General features: G+C 37.6%; 20 protein-coding genes. 17 read left to right on the top strand and 3 right to left on the bottom strand.

The genetic code is table 11. The features are described from left to right. The 16 genes from ACFIM8_RS04815 to ACFIM8_RS04740 form a co-directional block, all read left to right on the top strand. On the top strand, positions 1-276 hold a 276-nt coding region (locus ACFIM8_RS04815; RefSeq protein ID WP_375606732.1), incomplete at its 5' end, for a YadA-like family protein. After that, the gene (locus ACFIM8_RS04810) at positions 273-875 is read left to right on the top strand and encodes an invasion associated locus B family protein (RefSeq protein ID WP_375606733.1); all 603 of its coding nucleotides are present in this window, start codon (positions 273-275) and stop codon (positions 873-875) included. The genes ACFIM8_RS04815 and ACFIM8_RS04810, both read left to right, overlap by 4 nt. 885 nt (positions 876-1760) lie before the next feature. Beyond that, complete coding sequence (locus tag ACFIM8_RS04805; RefSeq protein ID WP_375607993.1) at positions 1761-3071, top strand: Ppx/GppA phosphatase family protein; 1311 nt, start codon at positions 1761-1763, stop codon at positions 3069-3071. A gap of 29 nt (positions 3072-3100) precedes the next feature. Continuing rightward, the gene (locus tag ACFIM8_RS04800; RefSeq protein ID WP_375606735.1) at positions 3101-3829 is read left to right on the top strand and encodes an RlmE family RNA methyltransferase; all 729 of its coding nucleotides are present in this window, start codon (positions 3101-3103) and stop codon (positions 3827-3829) included. Positions 3830-4027: 198 nt separating this feature from the next. Beyond that, positions 4028-5053 (top strand): GTPase ObgE, encoded by a 1026-nt coding sequence (gene obgE / locus ACFIM8_RS04795; RefSeq protein WP_375614580.1) that lies wholly within the window; start codon positions 4028-4030, stop codon positions 5051-5053. A gap of 1 nt (position 5054) precedes the next feature. Further along, positions 5055-6194 carry a glutamate 5-kinase gene (gene proB / locus ACFIM8_RS04790; protein ID WP_375614582.1) on the top strand — a complete coding sequence of 380 codons (1140 nt, stop codon included), beginning with the start codon at positions 5055-5057 and terminating at the stop codon, positions 6192-6194. A 45-nt stretch (positions 6195-6239) separates the two neighbouring features. Then, entirely contained in the window at positions 6240-7496 is a 1257-nt protein-coding gene (locus tag ACFIM8_RS04785) for a glutamate-5-semialdehyde dehydrogenase (RefSeq protein WP_375606737.1), read from the top strand. Between the two features lie 29 nt (positions 7497-7525). Continuing rightward, on the top strand, positions 7526-8119 hold the full coding sequence (locus ACFIM8_RS04780; protein WP_375606738.1) for a nicotinate-nucleotide adenylyltransferase: 594 nt from the start codon (positions 7526-7528) through the stop codon (positions 8117-8119). 111 nt (positions 8120-8230) lie between these two features. After that, positions 8231-8617, top strand: coding sequence for a ribosome silencing factor (gene rsfS / locus ACFIM8_RS04775; RefSeq protein ID WP_375606739.1), 387 nt, complete (start codon positions 8231-8233; stop codon positions 8615-8617). 1 nt (position 8618) lies between these two features. Continuing rightward, positions 8619-9101 carry a 23S rRNA (pseudouridine(1915)-N(3))-methyltransferase RlmH gene (gene rlmH, locus ACFIM8_RS04770; protein WP_375610571.1) on the top strand — a complete coding sequence of 161 codons (483 nt, stop codon included), beginning with the start codon at positions 8619-8621 and terminating at the stop codon, positions 9099-9101. Between the two features lie 133 nt (positions 9102-9234). Continuing rightward, on the top strand, positions 9235-10479 hold the full coding sequence (locus ACFIM8_RS04765; RefSeq protein WP_375610579.1) for a murein hydrolase activator EnvC family protein: 1245 nt from the start codon (positions 9235-9237) through the stop codon (positions 10477-10479). Further along, positions 10469-11779, top strand: a complete 1311-nt coding sequence (locus tag ACFIM8_RS04760; protein ID WP_375606741.1) for a S41 family peptidase — start codon at positions 10469-10471, stop codon at positions 11777-11779. The genes ACFIM8_RS04765 and ACFIM8_RS04760 overlap by 11 nt, the downstream gene beginning before the upstream one ends. A gap of 39 nt (positions 11780-11818) precedes the next feature. Continuing rightward, a complete protein-coding gene (locus tag ACFIM8_RS04755) occupies positions 11819-12346 on the top strand; it encodes an RNA pyrophosphohydrolase (RefSeq protein ID WP_375606742.1) in 528 nt (175 codons plus the stop codon). A gap of 101 nt (positions 12347-12447) precedes the next feature. Next, complete coding sequence (locus tag ACFIM8_RS04750) at positions 12448-13008, top strand: invasion associated locus B family protein (RefSeq protein WP_375606743.1); 561 nt, start codon at positions 12448-12450, stop codon at positions 13006-13008. A gap of 326 nt (positions 13009-13334) precedes the next feature. Further along, positions 13335-13628, top strand: coding sequence for a YggT family protein (locus ACFIM8_RS04745; protein ID WP_375610568.1), 294 nt, complete (start codon positions 13335-13337; stop codon positions 13626-13628). A gap of 22 nt (positions 13629-13650) precedes the next feature. Continuing rightward, positions 13651-13965 carry a DUF167 domain-containing protein gene (locus ACFIM8_RS04740; protein WP_375606745.1) on the top strand — a complete coding sequence of 105 codons (315 nt, stop codon included), beginning with the start codon at positions 13651-13653 and terminating at the stop codon, positions 13963-13965. 52 nt (positions 13966-14017) lie between these two features. Here ACFIM8_RS04740 and ppa read toward each other — a convergent pair whose 3' ends face one another. From ppa to mgtE, 3 genes are all read right to left on the bottom strand, one after another. Further along, entirely contained in the window at positions 14018-14548 is a 531-nt protein-coding gene (ppa, locus tag ACFIM8_RS04735; RefSeq protein ID WP_375606746.1) for an inorganic diphosphatase, read from the bottom strand. Between the two features lie 68 nt (positions 14549-14616). Further along, complete coding sequence (gene typA, locus ACFIM8_RS04730) at positions 14617-16443, bottom strand: translational GTPase TypA (RefSeq protein ID WP_375606747.1); 1827 nt, start codon at positions 16441-16443, stop codon at positions 14617-14619. 1263 nt (positions 16444-17706) lie between these two features. Continuing rightward, positions 17707-19083 carry a magnesium transporter gene (gene mgtE, locus ACFIM8_RS04725; RefSeq protein WP_375608006.1) on the bottom strand — a complete coding sequence of 459 codons (1377 nt, stop codon included), beginning with the start codon at positions 19081-19083 and terminating at the stop codon, positions 17707-17709. Between the two features lie 951 nt (positions 19084-20034). On the opposite strand from mgtE, the gene ACFIM8_RS04720 reads away from it, so the two are divergent. After that, positions 20035-22059 carry a M3 family metallopeptidase gene (locus tag ACFIM8_RS04720; protein ID WP_375610566.1) on the top strand — a complete coding sequence of 675 codons (2025 nt, stop codon included), beginning with the start codon at positions 20035-20037 and terminating at the stop codon, positions 22057-22059. The last annotated feature ends 50 nt before the right edge of the window (positions 22060-22109 follow it).

The raw sequence follows: 22109 nt of genomic DNA, 5'->3' as shown, positions 1-22109 counted from the left end.
ATGAAGTTTGAGACATTGAATTATGCTATTCAGGATGTTCGGAAAGAAGCAAGACAAGCTGCTGCTATTGGTCTAGCGGTGTCCAACTTACGTTACTATGATATACCAGGATCTTTAAGTGTTTCATTTGGGAGTGGTTTGTGGCGCAGTCAATCTGCACTTGCTATTGGTGCTGGTTATACATCTGAAGATGGAAATATTCGCTCGAATGTGTCTGTGACAAGTGCTGGAGGTCATTGGGGAATAGGTGCTGGAATTACTCTGAGGTTGAGATGATAATAGAAAAAATGGCTGTTATTGTAAAAACGAGAAGTATGTTAGTAAAGATTCTGTTTGCTCTTGCCTTAATAGGCAAGAGCGAGAGCTTTGCCAACGAGAACAATAATATTTATACAGTGCATCCACCGCACTTATCGATACCTAAGGGAGAACCTGGCGAAACACGTCGAATTATTATGCAGTTTTATGATTGGACTTTGATTTGTGACGAAAAACAAAAGCTCAAACATAAGCAAGGTATATGTAATGTGACACAGACGGTTCATGATCAAGAAGGAAATACCATTTTTAGTTGGTCTCTTGTTTCTACGACAAGTGGTCAAGCAGTGATGCTTTTTCGAACATTGCCAAATTCTGATATAAATGTTCCGATTCAAATGTTTGTAAAAGGTGTTAAAAAACCTGTTCTTATTAATTATACGCAATGTAATGAAACGGTTTGTTTGGCACAATCACCTGTAGGGCCGGTTTTGACTAAACAAATAGAGCAGAACAATAAGGTACGTATTTCCTATAAAACTAAAGAAGGTAAGGTATTTTCTTTTACTGTACCATTTAAAGGGTTAAATGCAGCACTTAATTCTTTCCGTCCTTAGAATCCATCGAGTATTTTTAACAAGAGTCATTTTTCCATAAATTGTTGTATTATATTTCTGAGTGTAAATTATAAGATTAAATAAGTAAGAAGTTTTATATAATATGATATCGAGATGATTTGTTGGAAATAGTGAGAGTTTTATGAAATATAAAGTCACAGTAAGTTCTTTATATGTAATAGAAAATCAAGTTAGTGTTTCCCGTAATGCTTAAAGAAAGATTTCGTTAGTTATTAAAAATAAAAAAGATTAGAAATAATCGATTTATTTCTTACAATAATGAGTAGACTAAATTCTTTTTTTAAGCGGTCTGGTTATGTATTAATATTTTTCAGATAAATTTATAATTCTAGGGGTTTTTTTGAACGATAGTTTTTATTGGTATTCACAAAATAACAGCTATTGTAATTGCATTGTGTAGTACTACAGAACTTTTATTCCAGCATAATCAAAGCTATTTCATTGTATATAACAAACGAGGCTCGTGTGTGGATAACGAGATTAAAAAAATTTTTCTTATAAACCGTACTAATGTATAGGTTGTTGTAACCTTAAGAGTCAGCAAATAGTATGATAGTGTAGGTTTGTTACAATAGAGGTGTGCTCCGGTAAATGGTATAAAGAAAAGAGCATAATTTATAAAAATTAATGTGAACGTAAACGATTAATTTATAGTTTTCAATTCATAAAGAGAAGAATGATTTCATGAAAACAACCAAAAGATTATACCAAAATCTGAATAATGCTAGCGTAGAAAATTTTGATGATAGAAAAAGAAGGAATGGTTTCTTTTATTATTTGATGCTGCATTGTTGCTTTATTTAGGAGTGAGTAGAAGAGTTTTTGCGTTTATTTATTGGGGGAAACGCTCAAAGGATGAGAGAAATGACCCCGTTAAATTATGGTTCAAAAGAGTCAGAGCGAGGAGAAACATGCGATACTGAAGCAGATCAGTTCTATGATCCGTGTGGTAGTAATAAAAACAATCTTTCTGCATTGTCACGAACAGAGGCACACTCCATATTTGTTGATATAAAGGGACAACAGAGAAAAAAATATTGTAAACAGAAACAGGTTTTTATTCAATCGGAAACAGCTTTTGAGTTTCATGGTCAGACAATGATAGGAGCTCAAAAAACAAAAAAACTCAAAGTTCCTTTTCTTCGACGGTTTTCTCAAGTAAAATCCCCACCTCTTTATGCGGCGCTTGATCTGGGAACGAATAATTGTCGTCTTCTTATCGCATCTCCCAGTAAACCTGGATATTTTCGTGTTGTTGATGCTTTTTCTCGTATTGTACGATTGGGAGAAGGTTTAATAAATAACGGTTTTCTTAATACGCAAGCTATGGATCGTGCGATTGAAGCATTAAAGATTTGTCATTTAAAATTAAAACAAAGGCATATTAAGCGTTATCGTTTGATTGCAACGGAAGCTTGCCGTTCAGCGGAAAATGGTAGGCATTTTATTCAGCGTGTTTTGGATGAAACAGGTCTTGAATTGGAAATTGTTGATCGGCAAACAGAAGCGCGTTTTGCGGTTACAGGGTGCAGTACGCTTGTTGAGCCAAATATTGATGCAATTGTGCTTTTTGATATTGGAGGAGGATCATCAGAAATTGTTCTCCTTGATGTTTCTCAAAAACGTTCTTTTCGTTTATCTGGACAGATTATCGCTTGGACTTCTCTTCCTGTTGGTGTTGTTACACTTGCTGAACGTTTTGGAGGAAATAATATTAGTTTAGACGATTTTGAAAAAATGAAAAGCTATGTGCGAAGGTTGTTAAATAATTTTTCAGATCGTCATAAATTAGGAGAGTTAGCGCAAGGTCCGAAGTTTCATCTTTTGGGAACCTCTGGTACAGTTACGACTTTAGCAGGAATGTATCTTAATTTAGAGCGTTATGATAGAAGAAAAGTGGATGGCATTTGGATGAATGATGCAGACATTACTCTTATGACAAAACGCCTATTGTCATGGGATATAGAAAAACGCGTAATAAGTCCTTTTATTGGGCGAGAGAGAGCAGATTTAGTTTTAGCTGGTTGTGCAATTTTAGATGTTATTCGAGAAGTTTGGCCAAGTCAGCGTTTAAGGGTTGCTGATCGTGGATTAAGGGAAGGAATTTTAATAGAGCTGATGTTACGCGATGGTGTATGGTGTCGTCATAGAAAGAGCAGAGATTTCAAGCGTTAGAGAACTAAATATGGAGACAATGAATAACGATGAAAAAAATAACAAAAACACCCAAGGGTGGCTATGGAGGTTCAGGGTCACATGAATTATATCAGCGCGTAAAAAAGAAAGCAGGAACCATTAAAGCTTCATCACGGCGATGGTTAGAGAGGCATCTGAATGATCCTTATGTTCATCAGTCAAAAGTAGATGGTTATCGTTCACGTGCGGCTTATAAACTCATTGAAATTAATGAACGTTATAGTTTTTTGAAAAAAGGACAAAAGGTTATTGATCTAGGAGCAGCACCTGGGGGATGGTGTCAGGTGGCTGGGCATATAATAGGGTCAAGTGATGAAAAGCCTAGCGTGGTTGGTATTGATTATTTGCATGTTGATCCGTTGCCTGGGGTTGTGATGCTGGAAATGGATTTTTTACATGCAGATGCACCGCAGAAATTAATTGATGCTTTAGGAACAAAGCCGGATGTTGTACTTTCTGATATGGCTGCACCAACAACAGGACATCGTCAAACAGATCATTTAAGAACGATTTATTTATGTGAAGTTGCTGCTGATTTTGCTCTTTCTGTTCTAAAACCTGGTGGGCATTTTTTGGCAAAGGCTTTTCAAGGTGGAGCAGAAAACACTCTTCTCACAATACTAAAACAGCATTTTAAAAAAGTCTATCATGTTAAACCACCCGCAAGCCGATCAGAATCAGTGGAGCTTTATCTTTTAGCGCTTGAATTTAAGGGAAAAACAAAAATACAAGAATAGCACCTTCTTTTAAGAAGGCTTAACTTTACTTACGTATTTGAAAAAGCTTAACTTTACGCATGTATTTAAGTATGATGATTTTTTCAAATAGTTATTCAGAGATATTTAGAGTTTCTCTGTTAACAATGATGAAAAGCTGGTAAAATTAATATATTGCCTATAGAGGTAGAAAGATTGATTCCTCAGTGAGCGCTTCCAATGAAATTTCTTGATCAAGCTAAAGTTTATATTCGTTCTGGTAATGGAGGTTCTGGAGCAGTATCATTTCGTCGTGAAAAATTCATAGAATTTGGGGGGCCTGATGGGGGGAATGGGGGGCGGGGAGGTGATGTCTGGGTGCTTGTTGTTGATGGGCTTAACACGCTGATTGATTATCGATACCAACAACATTTTAAAGCAAAAACAGGGGGACATGGCAAGGGGCGTAATATGACGGGTGAGAAGGGTGATGATGTCATCCTTAAAGTTCCGGTTGGGACGCAAATTTTTGAAGAAGATAATACAACGTTAATCTGTGATTTAACGGAAGTGGGACAGCGCTATCGCCTTGCAAAAGGCGGGAATGGCGGTTTTGGCAATCTTCACTTTACAACATCGACAAATCGGGCACCGCGTCGTGCAAATCCAGGTTTGTCTGGAGAAGAGCGTGCAATATGGCTTCGTTTGAAGTTAATTGCTGATGCGGGACTTGTTGGTTTACCAAATGCTGGGAAATCGACTTTTTTAGCTTCTGTGACGGCTGCAAAACCAAAAGTTGCAGATTATCCTTTTACCACTCTACATCCTCATCTTGGTGTTGTACGAATTGATGGTCGTGAATTTGTTTTGGCTGATATTCCGGGGTTAATCGAAGGAGCCCATGAAGGGGTGGGAATTGGAGACCGTTTTTTAGGACATGTGGAACGTTGTCGTGTCCTCCTTCATTTGATTTCTGCTCAAGAAGAAGATGTTGCAAAAGCATATCAAATTGTGCGTCATGAACTTGAGTCTTATGGAAACAATCTAAGTAATAAGACTGAAATTGTCGCTTTAAGCCAAATAGATACGCTCACGGTTGACGAGCGTAAAACGAAACAGGAAGCTTTACAAAGAGTAACGGATCAACCTGTTATGATGTTTTCTGCGGTTAGTCGCGAAGGTTTAGAAAATGTGCTGCGTGCTGGTGCACGTATTATTGAAATTTCACGTAAAGAGGAGAACGGTGGGGATAGCAGGATTGATTGAGATGGCTGTTGGATTGCAAAAACTCACACACTATAAACGTATCGTGGTCAAAATTGGATCTGCACTTTTGGTTGATCCTCAGACAGGGTTACGGGTTGAATGGCTTAAAAGTTTGATCAGTGATGTTGTTGGATTACACAAAAAAGGTGTAGAGATATTATTGGTGTCTTCAGGGGCTATTGCTTTAGGAAGGACATTGCTACAGCTTCCTAAGGGGGCTTTGAAATTGGAAGAAAGTCAGGCATGTGCTGCTTTGGGGCAAATTGAGTTAGCGAAAACCTATGGTGATGCGCTTGCTCAACATGGGCTCAAAACAGGCCAAATTTTGCTTACTTTATTTGATACGGAGGAGCGAAGACGTTATCTCAATGCACGTGCAACGATTGAGATGCTTTTATATTTGGGGGCTGTGCCTGTTATTAATGAGAATGATACTGTTGCGACAACTGAAATTCGTTATGGTGATAATGACCGTTTAGCTGCACGTGTGGCAACAATGGTGAGGGCAGATCTTTTAATACTTTTATCTGATATTGATGGTCTTTATACAAAGTCTCCCCATAGAGATCCTACGGCTGAATTTATACCTTTTGTTGCATCCATTACGCATGATATCGAAAAAATGGCAGATGTTGCTGCTTCAGAGTTTTCGCGGGGAGGAATGAAGACTAAGCTTGATGCCGGAAAAATAGCTAATGCTGCTGGAACGGCGATGATTATCACCTCAGGCAAACGTATGAATCCCCTTGCTGCAATTGACAAAGGTGAACGCAAGAGTTTTTTTGCAGCAAGTAAGAAATCTGTCAATGCTTGGAAAACATGGATTTCTGGTCATTTAGATCCATCTGGTGTTTTGACGATTGATCAAGGAGCCATTAGGGCTCTTGAAACAGGAAAATCATTATTAGCAGCAGGGGTTATTGGCGTTGAGGGAAATTTCCAGCGTGGGGATACGGTTGCAATTGTTGGTACAGATGGAGTTGAGATTGCGCGTGGACTTGTAAGCTATGACAAAGATGAGGCTGTACGCATTATAGGACATAAAAGTGAAGAAATTGAAGCTATTCTCGGGTATGAGGCGCGCTCTGCTATGGTGCATCGTAATGATATGATTGTACGTTACTTGATCAATTCTGTTTAAAAAAGTTACTTTTGTTTTTATTATTTTGGCAGAGTGGATGATACGATGACTTTAGAAGAAAAAATGAAAGATATGGGACAAAAAGCACGCTATGCCGCTGCAGCATTGGCTGTTGCTTCTTCTGAGCAAAAGAACAATGCATTGGAAATGATCGCTTTAAGCCTAGAGGCTTACTCAGATGAAATTTTACAGGCGAATTGTTTGGATTTAGAGAAGGCTGCTCAGAATAATTTGAAAGCAGCAATGATTGATCGGCTTAGATTAGATGAATTGCGTTTGGGTGCAATGATAGATAGTGTTCGTCAAGTTGCTCATTTATCTGATCCTGTTGGGCAGGTCATAAGTGCGTGGACACGCCCCAATGGGCTTCATATAAGTCGTGTAAGAACACCTCTTGGTGTAATTGGCATTATTTATGAGAGTCGCCCAAATGTTACAATTGATGCGAGTGCTTTGTGTTTAAAAGCGGGCAATGCTGCGATTTTGCGCGGTGGTTCGGATAGCTTTCATTCTTCTCATGCACTTCATTGTGCGTTGGTACAAGGATTAGAGCGCTCTGGTTTACCCAAAGATGCTATCCAAATGGTTGGAACGACAGATCGTGCTGCCGTTGGGGAAATGCTCAAAGGATTGGATGGAGCGATTGATGTGATCGTACCACGTGGTGGAAAGAGCCTTGTTGCCCGCGTTCAGTCTGATGCACGTGTTCCAATTTTTGCTCATTTGGAGGGACTTTGTCATATTTATATTGATAAATCGGCAGATTTAGATATGGCACGCAATATTGTTTTAAATGCAAAGCTGCGGCGAACAGGGATATGCGGTGCTGTTGAGACAGTTCTCATTGACAGCCAAGCATTAAAAAAGTTTCTTCCTGTTTTAACTGCTTTACAGGAGAAGGGATGTGAAATTCGCGCCACAGAAGATATTGTTTTTCTTATGCCAGATGTAAAATTAGCCTCTGAAGAAGATTGGTCACATGAATATCTTGATGCTATTCTTTCTGTTAAAACGGTTGAGGGGGTTGAGGGAGCTATTGCTCATATCAAGCGTTATTCATCAGGACATACGGAATCGGTTATTGCTGAGGATTTGGAAGTGGTGAAGATCTTTTTTAATCATTTAGATTCAGCTATTTTATTACACAATGCATCGACACAGTTTGCTGATGGAGGTGAATTTGGTTTTGGAATGGAAATTGGTATCGCAACAGGAAAAATGCATGCACGTGGTCCCATAGGTGTTGAACAGCTAACATCATTTCAATATCATGTTAAAGGAAATGGTCAGGTTAGAGTTTGAAAAGCCTATTTTTTCCATGGAAAAATTGTATGCCACATGTTGAAAGGTCTAATGTTGTAGGTCTTTTTGGTGGTTCCTTTAATCCGCCGCATGCGGGGCACCTTCTCGTTGCAAAAATTGCCATTCGGCGTTTACATCTTGATCAGTTATGGTGGATGGTTAGTCCAGGCAATCCTTTAAAGGATTGTACACAGTTACTCCCTTTAGAGGAGAGAATGCGATTAAGTTTTAAACTTATTGACCATCCGAAAATTCGCTTGACAGGTTTTGAAAAAGCTATAGGGAGCAAAGTATCGGTAGATACAATTTTCCATATTCTTACCCATTACAGTGGTGTAAATTTTGTATGGATTATGGGAGCGGATAGTTTTACAACGATACATCATTGGTATCGATGGCGTGATATTGTCTCTATGCTTCCTATTGCAATTATTGATCGTCCTTTAGGCCATAGGTCGGCACTCTTTTCTCCTATGGCACAGATTTATCGCCGATTTCGTTTGGATGAGAGAGAAAGTGGGCGCTTACCTTTTATAAAACCGCCAGTTTGGACTTATTTGCATGGACCTTTATCTTTTCAATCTTCAACAAACCTTCGTTTGGAGAAGAATGATTTTTCTTGAACATTTCATAAGATTCTGCTTCTTTCTAAAGAAGTCTCTTTTTGACATTACACAACGACAAGAAAGGATATTGATCTGAAAAACGTTGCACACAAACACTCTTATGATATTATGCCTTCAAAAGAAAAAAAAGTTTTTTCTGTTAGTGAGAGTCTTGAAGTTATTCTCAAGAGTTTAGAAGATACAAAAGCAGAAGATATTGTTGCTATTGATATTCGAGGGAAGTCATCTTTGGCTGATTATATGATCATAGCTTCAGCAAATTCGCAGCGTCATGTATCTTCTGTTGCTGATCATTTATTACATACTTGGAAAGATAGTGGGCAGGGGCTTGCGTGTGTAGAAGGGCTTGCTGGAGGTGACTGGGTATTGATTGATACAGGTGATATTATCATTCATCTTTTTCGTCCAGAAGTTCGTCTTTTTTATAATTTAGAAAAAATATGGATGACGCCGGATTTAAATGATACGGCTTTGCTTCTCTTCGGAGATCATTAAAATGCAAATTTCTATTTTTGCGGTTGGTCGTATGAAAAGTGGGGCAGAGCAAACATTGGTTCAACATTATTTGGATCGTTTTTCTAAAAGTTCTGGTGCTGTAGGCTTTCATTTAAAAAAGTTACAAGAGATACCAGAAAGTCGTGCTCAAACAGTTTGTCAACGTATGGAGGAAGAGGGGAGAAAACTTATTGAATTTTTACCTGAAAAATGTCGATTAATTGTGTTAGATGAGCGTGGAGAATCGATTTCGTCAACTTCTTTTTCTGAAAAATTGAGGTGTTATCGTGATGAGGGAATTCGAGATGTCGTCATTGCTTTGGGAGGACCTGATGGGCATAATGAGCAAATAAGGAAGCGTGCTGATTTTCTTTTATCTTTTGGTTTGATGACGTGGCCACATCAAATTGCACGTATTCTTCTTACAGAACAACTTTATCGCGCTGTAACAATTGAAAATAATCATCCGTATCATCGTTTTTAATATTTTTGTTCAATTTTTAGCACTTATTTATATGTTTATTAATATTGTTTTAGCTGACACCATTTAAAGCATCTCTAATGTATACGATGAGGTGTCATGGTTTTTGCAAATGAAAAAGCTTCTTCATAGAAAGATGCTATATTTATATGAGGAGTGCGTCATATTTGTCATTCTGCTCTTGAGTATGTTTTTTTGCTTTTCTGTATCGCATGCGGAAGATACAATGAGGAGTACGGAAGTCCATAAAGAATTGGGAGAAATTCGCCAAAATATTTCACTTTCGCGTGAGCGTGTTGCTTTTCTTATGCATCAAGTTGAGCATTTAAAAAAAGATCAACGTGTTTTGAGTGATGCACTCATAAAGGCGGCTAAAGAAGAACGTATAGTAGCAGATGATATTGCTAAAAGGGAAGAAAAGCTTAAAAAAATGATAGAAAAGCGGGTACAAGTCTATCAAAGTTTAAAAAATCGTCGTGCTGAATTTGCAGAAGTTCTTGCAATTTTGGAGCGTATGGGATTGAATCCGCCTCCTGCTCTTATGATACAGCCAGAGGATGCGTTGGCTTCTATACGTAGTTCTGTTTTATTAGGTACAGTTATTCCTCAGATGCAGGAGAAAACACGAGATTTAACAGTAAAACTCAAGGAGTTGACCAATTTGAGTAATTCCATTACTAGGGAATATACAGGATTAAAGACAAAACTGCAAAATCAAGCAGAGCAGCGAAAACGTTTAGAGCTTTTATTAGACAAAAAAAACAAACTACAAACAAAATCAGAAAAAGAACTTACAGAACAGCAACGAAAAAATATTGCTCTTGCTAAAAAAGCGCAGTCTTTGGAAGAATTGATTTTAGAGCTTGATCGTCAGTCAAAACTTAGCTCTGATGCATCAGTACAGGTACGGAAAAGTTTGCAATTGTTAGAACAGTCCAATTTTGAAAGCCGAAAAGGTTCTTTACTTTTTCCTGTTTCAGGAAAAAGAATACATCACTCTAACAAAAGTTCGCAGATTACGCGCTTTGGTGAAACGATAGAAACAGAGTCAGGAGCTGTTGTTATATCACCTGTGGATGCTTTTGTTGCTTTTGCTGGGCCATTTCGTTCTTACGGACATTTAATCATTCTCAACGTTGGAAATGGTTATCATATCATTCTTACTGGAATGTCGAGAATTAATGTAAAACAGGGGCAGTTTGTTCTTTCAGGTGAGCCTCTGGGTATAATGGAGATGCAATTTATTTCAAACAGTGTTGCATTGGATATAGGAAAAACTTCTCCAATGCTTTACATTGAGTTTAGAAAGCAGGGAAAACCTGTAAATCCAACTCCTTGGTGGCAGACTGAAAAAATAAGAAGGAGCCAAAATGATTCGTAAAGTTATTCTTTTGGTCGCTGGGGTATTGCTCGGCGCCTGTTCAATGATTATGGTGCAGTCTGTTGCTGCGAATAATGAAGATAATGCATATAAAAAGCTAGCTATATTTGGCGATGTTTTTGAGCGTGTGCGTATGCAATATGTTACAGTTCCAGATGATAAAAAGCTTATTGAAAATGCTATCAATGGCATGCTCACATCACTGGACCCTCATTCATCTTATTTGAATGCCGAAGAAGCCAAGGATATGCGGGATTCTACGAAAGGAGAGTTCGGAGGTCTTGGTATTGAGGTCACTATGGAAAAAAACTTAATTAAAGTTGTTTCACCAATGGATGATACTCCTGCTTCAAAAGCAGGTATTCTAGCAGGAGACCTTATTTCAAAAATTGATGATGTACAAACGAATGGTCAAACATTGAATGAAGCTGTTAATAAGATGCGAGGTGCTCCTGGAACGCCAATTACCTTAACAATTATTCGTTCTGGCGTTGATAAGCCATTTGAAGTGAAGATTATTCGTGATATTATCAAAGTAAAAGCGGTGAAATATCGGGTTGAGGGTGACATTGGATATGTGAGAGTTATTCAGTTTTCTGAGCAGACATTAAATAATCTTCTAGCGGCAATTAAAGATATCCAATCTAAAATTCCTGAAGATAAGCTAAAAGGTTACGTTCTTGATTTGCGGCTTAATCCGGGTGGGCTTTTAGATCAAGCTGTTAATGTTTCGAGTGCTTTTCTCAATAAAGGTGAAATTGTGTCGACTCGTGGGCGCAAAAAGAGTGATGTGACAAGATTTGATGCGAAGCCAGGTGATGTCATCAATGGAAAACCGCTCATTGTTCTTATTAATGGTGGTTCGGCAAGTGCTTCCGAAATTGTTGCGGGTGCATTGCAAGATCATCGTCGTGCAACAATTTTAGGGACGCAGTCTTTTGGTAAAGGATCTGTTCAAACAATTATTCCTTTGGGTGAAAATGGGGCTTTACGCTTAACAACAGCACTTTATTACACGCCATCTGGCACTTCTATTCAAGGAACAGGGATCACGCCTGATATTATTGTAGAGCAGCCACTCCCCGAAAAATATAAGGGTTATGATGTAAAAGTTGGTGAGTCTGCATTAAAAGGACATATCAAAGGAAAACGAGAGAGTAATAAAGGATCTGGTTCAGCTGCTTTTGTTCCCAAAGACCCTAAAGATGATATTCAATTGAATGAGGCCTATAAACTATTACGAGGTGAAATGGTAAATGCAGCATTTCCACCAGATCCCAATAAGGATGTGTTAAAGTGAGAATTGATATCTATAGCTTGCGATTTTGAGGAATATTAAATGGATGCAGGTATTAATTTGAAGATTCTTCCATATCGCAAATGTGTTGGGATTGTTGTCTTTAATCATGAGGGTAAAGTGTGGGTTGGGCGTCGTTTAATGATGCCCATTCATCCAGATGCAGATATTGACATATCTCATCGTTGGCAGCTTCCTCAAGGAGGGATTGATGAAGATGAAAAACCATTAGATGCAGCGTATCGTGAACTTTATGAAGAAACGGGTATTCGATCTATAAAGTTGATTAAAGAAGCACAAAATTGGTTTCACTATGATTTTCCACAAGAACTTATTGGGTGCACATTAAGCAATAAATATCGTGGACAAATACAAAAGTGGTTTGCTTTCCAGTTTACAGGAAAGCTTTCTGAAATTGCGATTAATCCGCCGCCAGAAGGCAATAAAGCGGAGTTCGATCAATGGAAATGGGTTGATCTAGAAACCCTTCCTTTAATTGTTGTTTCTTTTAAAAAGCATGTTTATATGAAAGTTGTTAGCGAATTTCGAGGTAGCCTTCGGTTGTTATAAAAGCTATATGATTATAAGAAAGCTTTTTGTATTGAGATGCTTTATATTAATTTATAAATAATAAATATGTTTCTCTTTTATGTAAAGAACAGGGATATAAAATGAAAAAGTTATTTAATTTACTTATAGTTTGTACTCTTTTGAGTATTTCATCTGTTGCATTTGCAACAGGTTCAAAGCCTTCTGCACCAAAAGATGCAGTAGAGACATTACCAAATGGTGCTTCTTCTTTAACTGAAACCTATGGCTTGTGGACCATTAATTGTGGGTTACAAGAAGGGAAAAAAGTTTGCTTTATGCATCGTCAAGAAGTAAATGAGCAAGGGCGTGTTGTTGTGGCTATGAGCCTTATTCTCAATGCTGAGGGTGTTGTATCAGGTAGCTTAACCGTTCCTTTTGGCATTTTGGTTTCTAAACCTGTTCGTTTGCAAGTTGATGAAGGGAAAGCTGTTATTGAAACTGGTATAAGGACTTGTGTGCCAGCAGGTTGTGTGGTTCCTGTCGTTTTTGACAAAAATCACGTAGCAGCTTTGCGTTCTGGAAAACAGTTAAAGTTGGCGATGACAATTGCTGCTGCAGGTGAACCAGCTTTGAATGATTTATTTATTCAGCTAGATGGTTTTAGCAGTGCTCTTAATCGTTTGACTGCTTTGCAAAAATAATTTTAAAATTAAAAACGGCCTTTTAAAGGCCGCTTTTAGTTTGTTTGTTTTTTATAATTAATAATTAAAACGATGAGATTTAAGATTAATCCTATAAGGGATATTCAGATTTTTTGCCGTTTCTTCTATTTTATGTGCTATTTTTAATTTTGATATTTGTTTTCTAACTGCATCGTCATTAAATAGAGAGATGAAGAATTTAGATGTCTGGTTTTTATTCAAGAAAAAAGAGTATTGAAATATAAAACCATTTTTTGATACACAGGCCTGCTTTAATGAAGGTTTTCTATACGCTCTTCTGTTTCCTTGATTGAAAGGGATGACGCATGATTTATGCATTGCTTCGAACGATTGATTTGATTTTTGAGATTTATATTGATATTTTAATCGCTAGTGTCATTTTTTCTTGGCTTTATGTCTTTAATATCATAAATTCACGCAATCGCTTTGTTGTTTTGATAGGAAGCTTTCTATATCGTCTTACAAATCCCGTTCTAAGCCGTATCCGGCAAATTTTACCAAATTTGGGAACAATTGATATTTCACCTATTATAGTGTTCGTTATTATTTATTTTATTCGTACTTTTATGTGGCGTGTTTACGCAAACATGTATGTATAGAAATGTTACTTGAGGCGAATACATGTTTTATCAAGTTGATAAAAATAACTTGATTTTATTTGTATATCTCATTCCCAAATCATCTGTTGACAAAATAATAGGGGTTGAATGTAGGGATGGTGAAAAGCAATATCTGGTTATACGCCTTCGTGCTGTTCCTGAAGATGGAAAAGCGAATAAAGCTCTCATTAAATTTCTTGCGAAGCAGTGGAAAATCCCATCTTCTTCTATTTCTCTGAAAAGCGGCGCAATATCTCGCTACAAACAACTTTACTTTTCAACACATTTAGAAGAGCTAAAGCAGATATGGCAATCCTTTAGAGATTGCATCTCGTAGAAAAAATAAAGAACAAAGCCTATTTTTTATAGGCTTTATTTTATTAAAATCGTTATACTTTTTTATTGCGCTCAACAGCTTGCTTAATTAATTCATGAGCAAAGTTTTTATCACGCCATCCTTCAATTTTAGCCCATTTTCCAGGTTCCAGATCTTTATAATGCTTGAAGAAATGTTCAATTTGTTTGAGTGTAATCTCGGGCAGATCTGTATAGTCATGAATATTGATATAGCGTTTTGTTAATTTTGTCGTGGGAATGGCAATAATTTTTTCATCTTTACCACCATCATCTTCCATCATTAGAGCTCCGATGGGGCGAACATTGATAACACAACCAGGTATAAGTGGACGGGTATTACAGATAAGGACATCAATAGGATCACCATCATCTGAAAGCGTATGAGGGACAAAACCGTAATTTCCAGGATAAACCATCGATGTATGAAGAAAACGGTCAACAAATAATGCACCCGACTTTTTATCCATCTCATATTTTATTGGCTGACCACCAAGAGAGACTTCCACAATAACGTTAATATCTTCTGGTGGATTTTTGCCTACGGGTATTTCCTTAATATTCATAGAGACATCCTTTCTGGAATATAGTGAGGCTCAATACAATTAAATATTTTACCAAAGAGATTATGAAATTAACTTGAAATTGATGCACGTGTTTTTTCAAAACGTTTACGTTCATTGGGATCAAGATAGAGTTTGCGGAGACGAATATTTTTAGGGGTTACCTCCACAAGTTCATCATCTTGTATCCATGATAAGGCACGTTCTAATGTCATTTTAATGGGAGGCGTTAACTTTACCGCTTCATCTTTTCCGGAAGCGCGCATATTAGTAAGTTTTTTTCCTTTTAACACATTAACTTCTAAGTCATTATCGCGTGAGTGGATGCCAATAATCATACCTTGATAGACTTTCACACCTGCATCAATGATCATAGGTCCACGATCTTCAAGATTAAAAAGAGCATAAGCAACAGATTCACCGTTGTCATTAGAAATCATAACACCATTAACGCGACCAGCAATGTCTCCTTTATAAGGTTCATAAGCATGGAAAAGGCGATTCATAATTGCTGTACCACGTGTGTCCGTTAAAAGTTCAGATTGATAACCAATAAGTCCTCTAGTTGGGGCGTAAAAGACAAGGCGGACACGATGACCTCCAGAAGGACGTAATTCTACCATTTCACCCTTACGTTCAGACATTTTTTGTACAACAGTACCGGAATATTCTTCATCGACATCGATAACAACTTCTTCGATTGGCTCAAGAATTGTTCCATTTTCATCTTTTTGCATAACAACACGTGGACGTGAAACACTAAGCTCAAATCCTTCACGGCGCATATTTTCAATAAGAACTGCAAGCTGTAATTCTCCTCGTCCTGAAACGTAGAAAGAATCTTTATCGGCTGATTCTTCAATTTTAAGAGCGACATTGCCTTCTGCTTCTTTTAACAATCGGTCACGAATGACACGACTTGTTACTTTATCGCCTTCAGTTCCTGCAAGGGGGCTATCGTTGACGAGAAAACTCATCGTCACAGTAGGAGGATCAATTGGTTGGGCAGTAAGGGGTTCATTAACCGTAGGATCACAGAAAGTATCAGCGACGGTACCTTTTTGCAGACCTGCAATCGCAACAATATCACCAGCACTTCCTTCTTCAATAGGTTGCCGTTCTAGACCACGAAATGCTAGAATTTTTGAAATCCGCCCAGTTTCTAAAAGTTTTCCATCTTGTCCCAGAACCTTGACATTTTGATTGGGTTTTAGAGAGCCGGAATGAATACGACCTGTAATAATTCGTCCCAAAAACGGATCCGCTTCAAGAATAGTTCCAATCATGCGGAACGGGCCTTCTGCGACGCTAGGGGAAGGAACATGCCGCGTTACAAGATCAAATAAAGGACCTAATCCTTGATCTTTTGGTCCCTCGGGGGCTTCAGCCATCCATCCATCGCGTCCTGAACCATAAAGAATGGGAAAATCAAGCTGTTCATCAGTTGCGTCAAGAGCAGCGAAAAGGTCAAAAACCTCATTAATAACTTCATCAACGCGTGCATCAGGTCGGTCAATTTTATTAATAGCAACAATAGGGCGCAAACCTACTTTCAATGCTTTGCCAACGACAAATTTTGTTTGTGGCATTGGTCCTTCAGCTGCATCAACAAGGACGATGGCTCCATCAACCATATTGAGGATGCGTTCAACTTCTCCACCAAAGTCAGCGTGTCCTGGTGTATCAACAATATTAATTCGAGTATCTTTCCAAACAACAGATGTCACTTTCGCTAGGATTGTAATTCCGCGTTCTTTCTCAATATCGTTTGAATCCATCATACGTTCGCTTGTACGTTGATTATCACGGAAGTTTCCTGATTGCTTGAGAAGCCCGTCTACAAGCGTTGTTTTCCCATGGTCAACGTGGGCAATGATGGCAATGTTACGCAATTGCATAAATTTTCTTCTTTTCGTTTAATGAAATTTCATTTGAGGCAAAGTCTTTACATTCTTTGCCTGATTATTAGAAAACCTTTTACATGTTTTTTTATAATTTTGGAAGATGGAGGCAATATTTTTATGGCAAAACTATTTATCCAAGTCTTTAAGGCTCTATTGAGCTTCAATTTCTGAAGCTTCGTAAAAGTTTTTTATAATACGTATGTTCTATTCTCGAGCTAAGAATTATCCCAAAAATCACAGTCAATTTGATTTTTATCAATATGACACAAGAAATTTATATGAATTCTTGTAAGAGTAAGTAAGTATAAAGCTAGCGGTATTGTTGTTGTTGTTTTGCAAAGAGATTGATAAAAATCCGGAATATCTCTCAATCCATAGCCAATTTATTGACAATTTTACAATATTTTTATTCTAAATAAAGCTTTTTCTTATTCAATAACTTGTCAATCAAAATCCAGATCTAATGCAATCGTGTATTTGAGGTAAATATTGAGACGATTAAGAATTTTATAAGAAGTTCTAGCTTTTGTATGCCAGATTAGGGTAAGAGTTATATCTTTTGATTTATTTATGAACCCGGAATACAGTCTTATTTAGAAAGAATATGAAGGTATCCAAAGAAAATTCCCATTTTTGCCGTTAATCCAATTTATGATTTCAAAAGCATCTAAAGTAATATTTTTTAAACCATGGAGATAGTGCATTGCCTTACACTTTTTTGTTAATTGCATTCTCTAATAGGAGTATGCTTTTCATGCCAAACAGAACACTTTAAACAGAATATACTTTTTGTTGCATATTCATGTACTTAAGAGAGATCGCTTAATGTACACTACATCCATTCCATGATAGGGCTCATAAATGATATAACATACGCGAATAGTATACTATTAACGCCTTTGTGAAGAAATATAAAGCTTGTTGAGTATCATCATTATTATTCTTTCTCAGCTGTCAATATTGCGCCAGTTTTTGATACGAGAGAGAGATGATATAAGAAGTATTTTATTTTTTCTTGAATAGTTTTTAGCCATACACCGATCTCGTTTGTGACTGGCAAGAAGATGACTTTAATCGATTTAATATGAGAAGCTTTATGATGAGGTGAAATTACGCTATTCGGAGCTGTTATTCAAAAAAAATAATAAATTATCTATAGAGCGGTGCGCTAAAATAATAAAGCTTATTCTCTTATGGAAAGAATCTTAGGTTACATGACAAGATTTTTCCATAAGTAAGAGTTTTTACTTTACATGTTTAAAGGAGAGTTCCTGACAAAATGAGGGAAGCTACAGAAAAATAGATTATAATGCCCATGACATCTACTAAAGTTGCCACAAAAGGAGCAGAAGCACTTGCTGGATCAAATTTTAAACCTTTAAGAATAAAAGGCAACATAGATCCAGAAAGAGAACCAAAGGTAACGATTCCAACTAAAGCTGTACCCACTGTTGTCGAAATAGCAATCCAATGTTGGCCATAGTCGTAGATACCCAGTTTTTGCCAAAGAGCAATGCGCGTAACACCAATAATTCCGAGTAAGAGACCAAGGGATAATCCTGTTGGAATTTCACGAATAATAACTTTCCACCAGTCTTTTAATGTGAGTTCACGTAAAGCCAATGCACGGATAATAAGGGATGTAGCTTGTGAGCCGGAATTTCCTCCTGAGCTCATAATGAGAGGTATGAACAGTGTAAGAATAATCGCTTTTTCGAGTTCTGTTTCGAAATGCTGCATAGCGCTTGCTGTCAGCATTTCACCGATAAAGAGTAAAGCGAGCCACCCGCCACGTTTTTTCATCATTTCAGGAAACTTAATTTGCATATAGGGCTTATTAAGCGCTTCCATACCCCCAAATTTATAGGCATCTTCATTCATCTCATCGACCATAGTATCAAGCACGTCATCAACGGTTACAATGCCAATGACATGGTTACTTTCATCAACTACAGGCACAGAGAGAAGATCATGGCGTTGGAAAAGGCGTGCGATATCTTCATGATGTGTGAAGGGCGATATTGTAATGGGCGAGTCATGGGTAGGGACATTAAGAATTTGTTCATCAGGTGAGGCAAGAATAAGGTTACGCAGTGAAACAGCTTTGAGAAGAGTACCTGTTTTAGGATCAATCACATAGCTGGTATAAACTGTTTCACGTGTTCGCTCGACTTCACGAATGTGATCCAAAGTTTTTTGTATGGTCCAGTTCGAAGGAACGGCTATAAACTCTGTTGTCATCAGTGCTCCTGCTGTATGATCAGGATAACTGGTAAGTTTTTTAAGTTCCGCACGTGTTAAGGGTTTAAGCAAGGCATAAAGCCGTGTACGGGTTTCTTTATTTATTTCTTGAAAGACGTCTGCAGCAGCATCTGCAGACATGCCATCAAGAATTTCAACCGCACGATTTATAGGGAGAAGTTCTAAAATAGCAGCAGGTTGCTCAAGCTCTGGTTTATCAAAAAGTTCGATAACATAATCAAGAGGTAGAAGACTAAGAATAGTAACTCGTTCCATGATATCGAGATCATTGATGATATCAATAGAGTCTGCAAAATGCTGATTTTTTAATTTTTCAGCGAGAGCTTCAGGAGAAAAATTTTTGAAGTCGAAGGCCGTTTTAATTTCAGTCATGATAAAGTACCTCCTGAAGAGTTGGGGAGTTGTAAATCTAAATAATAGATGAGATAAAAACAAAAATTTATGGAAGATTTGAAAAAAACCTCCCCGACTATATTTTCAATTGTTAATATTTTAAGTTAAAGTCAAGGATAAATTATCAGTTATGAACAAGTTTCTGAATTGCTGAAACGAGAATACAGCTTGATTGGAGGATAATATGAAGGCGTAAATGTAAAAATCAGTTCCCATTTTTACCTTATTATGCCGTCAAACACCGTTGTTTAGAGCGGTGATATAAGGCATGAAAAGCTTTACATATTAAGTGTTTTTAGATATCGCAATCCGTATTCAGGGCAGGGGCTTATCTGTTGCGCTTATGAAGTAAACTGCATGAGTGGTTAGCAGGTAGAATCCGCCGAGATAAGCTGGACTGTTGACAGTCCAGAGACTGGTAGGAACCTCCGTTCTTGTAATGGGGCAACCGTCCCTTCACGTAAAACAGAACGCCATTGTATTGCAGTTTCACGCGCTTATTTTAAGAAATATCTCTCAAAGAGCATTCAAGCCCATTTCACGACGGCGCTTGTGAAGGGTATAAAGGTAAATGCATTGAACACTTCCATCTTTATGCTTATGAAGGATCAAACCAGTACCATCACAACACTTTGCTAGCTTGTAGGTGTTCTTAGCATTTAAGACGGTTCATAAGAGCTATTTTTATTCCTTTCTTATTACGGCTTTTACCCACACGCCAGCTCCGCTTGTGATGTACAAGCAAGTGATTTTGATTGATTCAACATAAACAGGTCTGAAATGAGAGAATCTTACGATCTTAAGGTTTTTTACTTCAATAGAGCTTTGACAGGTAGTTTTGAAACTCACAAAATAGTTTTAGTATATTATCAATTTGTGTCGTAAAGATAATGATTACAGCCTAAATTTATAATGGAGACATAAAGTATTATGACAAAAGCAGCAGTGCTGGACTGGAAGGGATTTTCAGGTCTTCCTGATTTTTTTTCTATAAGTGATGAAGATTTTAAACCCGCTTTTGAACAGGCACTTCAAGAAGCAGAAGAAGAACTAGAGGCAATTGCGATGGTGCAAGAACCACCAACGCTTGAGAATTTTTTGCAGCCTTTTGAGCTTTGCGGCAAAGCGCTTGATCGTGTCTGTTCAATATTTTTCTTACGCACTAGTGCTCATACGAATGTATTAATTCAACAGCTAGAGCAAGAGTTCGTTGTAAAACTTTCTCGTTATTCTTCAAAAATGATGATGGATGCGCGGATATTTGCGAAAATAGATATGCTTTATAAACAGTCGCAACAGGGGACATTTGAGAATGAAACAACACGTGTTCTTGAATTATGGTGGAAAAAGTTTGTTTGTCATGGTGCAAAATTAGATGAAAAAGCGAAGAAACGGCTTGTAGAAATTAATGAAAGACTCGCTTTTTTAAATGCTACTTTTGGGCAAAATGTCTTAAACGATGAAGCTGAATGGATTCTATTTTTAAAACAAACAGACTTATCTGGTTTACCGGAAGATCTCATTGCTTCAATGAAAGAAATTGCGTACGAAAGAGGCAGTGAAGAAGCCTATGCATTAACACTAGCACGCTCAATTGTTGAACCTTTTTTAAAATTCTCTGATCGTCGTGATTTGCGTAAAGTTGCATTCCAAGCTTGGGCTAAACGTGGTGAAAATAATAACAAGAATGACAATCGAACCATTATTTTAGAGATTGTTGCGCTTCGAGATGAGCAAGCTAAATTATTGGGATATAAATCTTTTGCGGATTTAAAACTCGATAATACTATGGCTAAAAGTGTTGATTCTGTTATGAATTTGCTTATGCCTGTATGGGAGCGAGCAAAAGCGAAGGCTTCTACTGAGCAAATTGAATTACAAAATTTTGCCAATAATCAGGGAAGCAATGAATCTTTAACAGCTTCGGATTGGCGTTATTATGCTGAAAAACTTCGCACTGAAAAGTTTTCTTTTGATGGCGCTGAAATTAAATATTATTTTCAACTTGATCATATGATTAAAGCGGCTTTTGGAGTAGCAGAAAAACTCTTTGGCATTACATTTGAAGAAAAAAATGCTGTTGCACTTTGGCATCCTGATGCACGTTTATGGGAAGTAAAAAAATCTGATGGAAGCTTACTTGGGCTTTTCATTGGTGATTATTTTGCACGTTCTTCAAAACGGTCTGGTGCGTGGATGAGTAGTTTGCAATCACAACATAAATTGGAAGGCGGACAAAAGCCCATTATCTACAATGTTTGTAATTTTGCTAAACCATCCAAAGGGGAGGTTGCTCTTTTATCTCTTGATGATGCACGTACGCTTTTTCACGAGTTTGGGCATGCATTGCATGGTTTGCTTTCTGATGTTGTATGGCCATCTGTATCGGGAACATCGGTTTCGCGTGATTTTGTTGAGCTGCCTTCTCAACTTTATGAACATTGGTTAACTGTACCAGAAGTATTAAAATCTTATGCTATACATGCAAAAACAGGGCTTCCTATGCCACAAGAGTTGATAGATAAAGTTTTAGCAGCACAGACATTTAATGCTGGATTTTCTGCGGTTGAATTTATCTCATCAGCTCTCGTGGATATGGCTTTTCACCAAGGAGAAAAAGTCACTGATCCAACAGTGTTTGAACGCCAAGAATTAGACAAGCTGCAAATGCCTGATACAATTATTATGCGCCATCGTCCTCCACATTTTACGCATATATTTTCAGGGGATGGTTACGCCGCTGGTTACTATTCTTATATGTGGTCGGAAGTGCTTGATGCTGATGCTTTTCAGGCTTTTGAAGAAACGGGAGATGTTTTTAATTCAGAGCTTGCTAATAAGTTGAAACGTTTTATTTACTCTGCTGGGGGAAGTCGTGATCCAGAGGAGCTTTATAAAGCTTTTCGGGGACGGATGCCTTTACCAGAGGCAATGATTAACAAACGTGGATTGTAAGATATAACGGCATGGTGCTAACCATGCCGTTTTCATATTCTTCGCAAAGA

This window comes from Bartonella sp. AC535YNZD, assembly GCF_042196625.1.
In the GTDB taxonomy this organism is placed as follows: domain Bacteria; phylum Pseudomonadota; class Alphaproteobacteria; order Rhizobiales; family Rhizobiaceae; genus Bartonella.
Note: the sequence above shows the minus strand (reverse complement) of the source record. Positions and strands in the feature narration are given on the sequence as shown.

Bases quoted from the DNA above. Each gene is read 5' to 3' on its own strand.
- typA (WP_375606747.1), bottom strand. From the start codon at position 16,443: ATGCAATTGCGTAACATTGCCATCATTGCCCACGTTGACCATGGGAAA.
- ACFIM8_RS04755 (WP_375606742.1), top strand. From the start codon at position 11,819: ATGGATGCAGGTATTAATTTGAAGATTCTTCCATATCGCAAATGTGTT.
- ppa (WP_375606746.1), bottom strand. From the start codon at position 14,548: ATGAATATTAAGGAAATACCCGTAGGCAAAAATCCACCAGAAGATATT.
- ACFIM8_RS04805 (WP_375607993.1), top strand. From the start codon at position 1,761: ATGACCCCGTTAAATTATGGTTCAAAAGAGTCAGAGCGAGGAGAAACA.
- ACFIM8_RS04780 (WP_375606738.1), top strand. From the start codon at position 7,526: ATGCCACATGTTGAAAGGTCTAATGTTGTAGGTCTTTTTGGTGGTTCC.
- ACFIM8_RS04765 (WP_375610579.1), top strand. From the start codon at position 9,235: ATGCTATATTTATATGAGGAGTGCGTCATATTTGTCATTCTGCTCTTG.
- ACFIM8_RS04750 (WP_375606743.1), top strand. From the start codon at position 12,448: ATGAAAAAGTTATTTAATTTACTTATAGTTTGTACTCTTTTGAGTATT.
- ACFIM8_RS04745 (WP_375610568.1), top strand. From the start codon at position 13,335: ATGATTTATGCATTGCTTCGAACGATTGATTTGATTTTTGAGATTTAT.
- ACFIM8_RS04740 (WP_375606745.1), top strand. From the start codon at position 13,651: ATGTTTTATCAAGTTGATAAAAATAACTTGATTTTATTTGTATATCTC.
- proB (WP_375614582.1), top strand. From the start codon at position 5,055: ATGGCTGTTGGATTGCAAAAACTCACACACTATAAACGTATCGTGGTC.
- ACFIM8_RS04800 (WP_375606735.1), top strand. From the start codon at position 3,101: ATGAAAAAAATAACAAAAACACCCAAGGGTGGCTATGGAGGTTCAGGG.
- obgE (WP_375614580.1), top strand. From the start codon at position 4,028: ATGAAATTTCTTGATCAAGCTAAAGTTTATATTCGTTCTGGTAATGGA.
- ACFIM8_RS04810 (WP_375606733.1), top strand. From the start codon at position 273: ATGATAATAGAAAAAATGGCTGTTATTGTAAAAACGAGAAGTATGTTA.
- rlmH (WP_375610571.1), top strand. From the start codon at position 8,619: ATGCAAATTTCTATTTTTGCGGTTGGTCGTATGAAAAGTGGGGCAGAG.
- mgtE (WP_375608006.1), bottom strand. From the start codon at position 19,083: ATGACTGAAATTAAAACGGCCTTCGACTTCAAAAATTTTTCTCCTGAA.
- ACFIM8_RS04720 (WP_375610566.1), top strand. From the start codon at position 20,035: ATGACAAAAGCAGCAGTGCTGGACTGGAAGGGATTTTCAGGTCTTCCT.
- rsfS (WP_375606739.1), top strand. From the start codon at position 8,231: ATGCCTTCAAAAGAAAAAAAAGTTTTTTCTGTTAGTGAGAGTCTTGAA.
- ACFIM8_RS04760 (WP_375606741.1), top strand. From the start codon at position 10,469: ATGATTCGTAAAGTTATTCTTTTGGTCGCTGGGGTATTGCTCGGCGCC.
- ACFIM8_RS04785 (WP_375606737.1), top strand. From the start codon at position 6,240: ATGACTTTAGAAGAAAAAATGAAAGATATGGGACAAAAAGCACGCTAT.